Annotated in this window: 6 protein-coding genes and 1 pseudogene; 2 read left to right on the forward strand and 5 right to left on the reverse strand. The window is 66.3% G+C overall.

Going from position 1 to position 5,419, the window contains the following annotated elements:
- From RMP09_RS09845 to RMP09_RS09855, 3 genes are all read right to left on the reverse strand, one after another.
- A partial coding sequence (locus tag RMP09_RS09845; RefSeq protein WP_310565806.1) for a nitroreductase family protein occupies positions 1-461 on the reverse strand: 461 nt, incomplete at its 3' end.
- Positions 462-547: 86 nt separating this feature from the next.
- Positions 548-1,000 (reverse strand): thioesterase family protein, encoded by a 453-nt coding sequence (locus tag RMP09_RS09850; protein ID WP_310565807.1) that lies wholly within the window; start codon positions 998-1,000, stop codon positions 548-550.
- A gap of 26 nt (positions 1,001-1,026) precedes the next feature.
- Entirely contained in the window at positions 1,027-1,995 is a 969-nt protein-coding gene (locus RMP09_RS09855) for a histone deacetylase (RefSeq protein ID WP_310565808.1), read from the reverse strand.
- 254 nt (positions 1,996-2,249) lie between these two features.
- On the opposite strand from RMP09_RS09855, the gene RMP09_RS09860 reads away from it, so the two are divergent.
- A complete protein-coding gene (locus tag RMP09_RS09860) occupies positions 2,250-2,795 on the forward strand; it encodes a phasin family protein (protein WP_310565809.1) in 546 nt (181 codons plus the stop codon).
- Between the two features lie 227 nt (positions 2,796-3,022).
- Here RMP09_RS09860 and RMP09_RS09865 read toward each other — a convergent pair whose 3' ends face one another.
- Positions 3,023-3,946 (reverse strand): patatin-like phospholipase family protein, encoded by a 924-nt coding sequence (locus tag RMP09_RS09865; RefSeq protein WP_409559707.1) that lies wholly within the window; start codon positions 3,944-3,946, stop codon positions 3,023-3,025.
- 92 nt (positions 3,947-4,038) lie between these two features.
- Between RMP09_RS09865 and RMP09_RS09870 the strand changes: the two genes are divergently transcribed.
- A complete protein-coding gene (locus RMP09_RS09870; protein ID WP_310565811.1) occupies positions 4,039-5,094 on the forward strand; it encodes an extracellular solute-binding protein in 1,056 nt (351 codons plus the stop codon).
- A gap of 47 nt (positions 5,095-5,141) precedes the next feature.
- On the opposite strand, the pseudogene RMP09_RS09875 reads toward RMP09_RS09870, so the two are convergent.
- Positions 5,142-5,419: pseudogene (locus tag RMP09_RS09875) on the reverse strand (polyphosphate kinase 2); the annotation flags it as partial.

Below are 5,419 nucleotides of genomic sequence, written 5' to 3' on the forward strand. Positions count from 1 at the left end.
AGCGTGAACATCAGGCCCACCGGTGCGTCGAAGAACTTGAAATTGCGCTGGTGCTGGGCGTGCATCTTGTCCTTGTCGCCCTTGGTGATGCCCAGCAGGCCGTACAGGCTCCAGCCGTTCTCGCGCCGGCGGTCGATGAAGGGGCTGACCCACTGCGTGGGGTAGTAGTCGTATTCCTCGCGGTACTGTTCGGCCAGCGACGGGTCGGCGCGCAGCGCGTCGTGCGCGGCGCAGCACTGGTCCACCAGGCTGTCGCGGCTGGCGCCCTGCAGCACATAGACCTTCCACGGCTGGGTGTTGGTGCCCGACGGTGCCCGGCTGGCGACCTGCAGGATGTGCTCCAGCGTGGCGCGCGGCACCGGCTGCGGCAGAAAGGCGCGGGCCGACATGCGGCTGGTGATGGCGGCGTCGACGCTGGCAGCGTCGATCACGGGCGAAGGCACCGGTGGGTTCTGGCTCATGAAGGTCTCCTGTGTTTGACGTTCACATTAACGTTTACGTTAACGTCAATTATGGCAACTTGCCGCCGGCGCCAGCTGGCCGGTGGTCAGGTGAGGGTCTGCAAGGTGGTCTTGAGCAGCGCGGGCAGCGGCACCGGCCGGCGCGTCTGACGGTCGACGTACACATGGATGAAGTGGCCACAGGCCGCGGCCAGCGGCTCACCTTCGGCGAACAGGCCCACCTCGTAGCGCACGCTGGAACTGCCCAGATGCGCCACGCGCAGGCCGGCCTCGATGGTCTGCGGGAAGGCCAGCGGTGCAAAGTAGTTGCACTGCGTCTCGATCACCAGGCCGATCACCTCGCCGGCGTGGATGTCCAGCGCGCCCTGCTCGATCAGCCAGGCGTTGACCGCGGTGTCGAACCAGCTGTAGTAGACGACGTTGTTGACGTGGCCGTACACGTCGTTGTCCATCCAGCGGGTGCCGATGGAGCGGAACACGCGGTAATGGTCGCGCGGCTTGGCCTGGGGGCGGGCGTTCGGTGTGGCGGGGGCATTCATGGCGGCGGATTCTGCCTGTGCGGCGGTCAGGCCGCTGTCACGGTCGCGCACGCGCCGTGGCCGGCCCGTGCGGCCCAGCGGGCGTGGTATTCCAGCGCCACGCGGTAGGTGTTCATCTGCACCTGCACCGTGACCTCCAGGTCGGTGCCGTAGCCCCCGGCCATGGCAAAGGCCAGCGGCAGCCGACGCTGCCAGGCCCAGTCCATCACGCGCCGGTCGCGCGCTTCCAGGCCATCGAAGGTGAGCTTCAGGCGCCCGAGCCGGTCGCCCTCGTGCGGGTCGGCGCCGGCCAGGTAGATCACCAGGCCGGGCTCGAAACGGTGCGCCAGTTCGTCCAGCGCACGCTCCAGCGCTTCCAGATACGCCCCGTCGCCGGTGCCGTCGGGCAGATCCACGTCCAGGTCGCTGGGCTCCTTGCGAAAGGGAAAGTTCTTCTCCCCGTGCAGCGAGAGCGTGAACACCGAGGGGTCGTTCGCGAAGATGCGCGCCGTGCCATTGCCCTGGTGCACGTCCAGATCGACGATGGCCACCTTCAGCGGCCCGCGCGCCCGGTGCCGGCGCGCGTGTTCGGCCTGCATCAGGCGCGCGGCCACGGCGGCGTCGTTGAACACACAGAAACCGCTGCCCTTGTCGGCGTACGCGTGGTGCGTGCCGCCGGCGATGTTGGCTGCGATGCCCTCGCCGGCCATGGCGGTGCGGCAGGCCTGGATGGTGGCACCCACCGACCGCCGGGCGCGCTCGGCCATGGCCGGGCTCCAGGGGAAACCGATTTCGCGCTGGGCGGCGGCGCTCAGCGTGCCCTGCTCGATGGCCTGGATGTAGTCGGGACGGTGCACCAGCGCCAGTTCGCCGTCGGTGGCCGGCAGTGCCTGGCCCAGCTGGACGGACGGACATTCGGCCGCCAGCCGTTCGCGCAGGCGGCCGTACTTGGCCATGGGGAAGCGGTGTCCCTGGGGCAGCGGCAGAACGAACTGGGTGGCGTAGAAGACGTGCACGGTGCGGCGCGAGAAAACTTGCGCCGATTGTGACCAGCCACTGAAACCGCAGCGGCCAGACTGGGTTTTAGAAAGTTACATCTAGATTGTTGCGATGCAACAAAAATCGCTTGCACCCGTCCGGAGCATCCTTATAATTCGAACCATGTTGCAGTGCAGCAAAGCGAACGAGAAGAACAGCGTCGAGACAGCGCGGAGTTCGGGAGCAGCTCTCAACTGACCAACTGACCCTTTCTTTTTATTGGAGTACCCACATGCTGACCGCTGAACAAATCGTCGCCGCACAAAAAGCCAACATCGAAACCCTCTTCGGCCTGACCCAGAAAGCCTTCGAAGGCGTGGAAAAGCTGGTCGAGCTGAACGTGCAAGCCACCAAGGCCGCCCTGAGCGAGACCGCCAACAGCACGCAAGCCCTGCTGTCCGTCAAGGACGCCCAGGAACTGCTGACGCTGCAAGCGAGCCTGATGCAGCCCCTGGCCGAGAAGACCGTGGCCTACAGCCGCCACCTGTACGACATCGCTTCGGGCACCGGCGCCGAGTTCGGCAAGGCCGCTGAAGCGCAAGCCACCGACGCCCAGAAGAAGTTCATGGCCGTCGTGGACAACGCCGCCAAGAACGCCCCCGCCGGTTCCGAAACCGCCGTGGCCGTGATGAAGAGCGCCGTTTCCGCCGCCAACAACGCCATGGAATCGGTGCAGAAGGCTGTCAAGCAAGCCACCGAAATGGCCGAAGCCAACTTCAACACCGTGACCGCCCAGGCCGTCAGCGCCGCCAAGGCTCCTGTCGCCAAGAAGCGCTGATTTGCGCTGGTTGTGTCCCATTGATCGGAGCATTGACTTCGATCAAGGCGATCACAATCAAACCCATGGACACTGGCGCCTGACTTGAGAGAGCGGCGCTGGGTTTCCAACCCGTTTTTTCTGGTTGTCTCCTCGGGTCCTTTTCGAAATTCGATTTCATCGGACCCCTTCAAGCCCCAGCCGCAAGGCCGGGGCTTTTTTTATGCCCGTCTGGGAGCGGGCTGGTGTCAGCCACCCACCAGACGCAGCTTGGCCAGCTCGGCCTTGAGGCGCGGCAACGCGGCGAGCATGGCCGCGCGTCCGGCGGCAATGGAGCGCTGGCGTGCCGAAAAGTCGGCGCTGCCGACGCCGCTGAGGGCGGGACGCAGCACCACGTCGGCCCCCTTGAGTTCGTGCCGGTTGATGCTCTGGCCCATGATGGCGGTGGTTTGCAACAACACCTGCAACATGCCACTGGCGTTGTTGCCCTCGGGATCGGCGGAGATGTCCACCGCCAGCACCACCTCAGCGCCCATGGCGCGGACCTGGCTCACCGGCACCGGCGCGACCAGACCGCCATCCACAAACTCGCGCCCGGCGATGGCCACCGGCGTGAACACGCCCGGCACCGCGCTGGACGCGCGCACCGCCAGCGCCGCATCACCCCGCCGGAACAGCGTGCCCTGCCCGCTGCCCAGGTCGGTGGCCAGAATGCCCAGGGGCAGCGCCATCTGCTCGATGAGACGGCCGTTCACCGCCTGCCGCACGTAACGGGCCAGGGCATCTCCCTTGAGCACGCCCCGCCCGTTGATGGGCAGGGTCCAGTCGGTCAGCGTGGCCTCTTCCATGCTCAGAGCGGCGCGCTCCAGTTCGGCGCCGTTCATGCCGCTGGCGTACAGCGCCGCCACCAGGCTGCCGGCCGAGGTGCCGGCCACCAGATCGGGGCGGATGCCGTTCTGCTCCAGCACCTGGATCACCCCCACGTGAGCGAACCCGCGCGCGGCGCCGCCCCCCAGGGCCAAGCCCAGCCGCGGCGGTCGCCTGGCCGGCTCGGGCACCGGCGGCACCGTGACCACCGGAGGCGACACAGGCTCGGGAAGGTTCACAACACTGGTGCAGCCCGCCAGCACCAGGACCAGCCCACCCAGGGGCCATAACTTATTAATAACCATTCTCGTTTGTGTTAGCATGACCTTGATTGTCACCGCAGTCGCCGCCGATACGGCGGTCTGCATTTGTCCAAAACCTTTGCACGTCGTCATCCATGCGCACTTTCGCCCGCCTCCCGATTGTCCTGGCAACCGCTGTTGCCGCCCTCGCCTCGCACGGCACCGCCTTTGCGCAGGACAAGGTCCTCAACGTGTACTCGGCCCGTCACTACCAGACGGACGAGGCGATGTACGACACCTTCACCAAAACCACCGGCATCAAGATCAACCGCGTCGACGCCGATGACGCGGGCATCGTGGCCCGCCTCAAGGCGGAGGGCGCCGCATCGCCGGCCGACGTGATCCTGCTGGTGGACGCGGCCCGCATGGCCGGCGCCGATGCGCAGGGCCTGTTCCAGCCGATCAAGTCCGCCAAACTGGACGCGGCCATCCCCGCGCACCTGCGTGCCGATGCCACCAAGGACGGCGTGAGCTGGACCGGTTTCTCCACCCGCGCCCGCGTCGTCGTGTACGACCCGCTGCGCGTCAAGGCCGCCGACGTGGCCACCTACGAACAGCTGGCCGATCCCAAGCTCAAAGGCCTGGTCTGCACCCGCTCGGGCTCGCACCCCTACAACCTCTCGCTGTTCGCCACCGTGGTCGAACGCCTGGGCGACGCCAAGGGCGAGGCCTGGCTCAAGGGCGTGGTGGACAACATGGCCCGCGCGCCCAAGGGCGGCGATACCGACCAGATCAAGGCCGTGGCCTCGGGTGAATGCGGTATCGGCCTGACCAACACCTATTACCTGGCGCGCCTGATCAAGTCCACCAAGCCGGAAGACCGCGCCGTGGTCGAACGCGTGAAGGTGATCTTCCCCAACCAGGGGACCACGGGAACGCACGTCAACATCGCCGGCGCCGCCGTGGCCAAACACGCCAAGAACCGCGACAACGCCGTCGCGTTCATGGAATACCTGGCCAGCCCGTTTGCCCAGGACTATTTCGCCAACGGCAACAACGAATTCGCGGCCGCCAATGGCGTGAAGATCGACAACCCGGCGCTCAAGGCCATGGGTGGCGACAAGTTCAAGGCCGAACAGATCCCCCTGGGCGTGGTGGCCAAGAACCTGACCAAGGTGCAGCAAATGCTGGACCGCGTCGGGTACAAGTGACCCCGATCACCGGATGACAAAGGCCCGCTGCTGCGGGCCTTTGTCGTTCAGTACACCTGAGGGACGTAGATTTCGCCGGGCACCTGGTGGCGGCGGTAGTCCTCATGGCGGATGCGCTCGGGCAGTTCGATGGTGGGCCGCTCGATCTCGTGGTACGGCATCTGTGACAGCAGGTGGTGGATGCAGTTCAGCCGCGCCTTCTTTTTGTCGTCTGCCGGCACCACCCACCAGGGCGATTCGGGAATGTGGGTGCGTTCAAGCATCACTTCCTTGGCCTTGGTGTAGAGCTCCCAGCGCCGGCGGCTCTCCAGGTCCATGGGGCTGA

It is taken from the genome of Hydrogenophaga sp., assembly GCF_031426985.1.
GTDB lineage: Bacteria > Pseudomonadota > Gammaproteobacteria > Burkholderiales > Burkholderiaceae_C > Hydrogenophaga.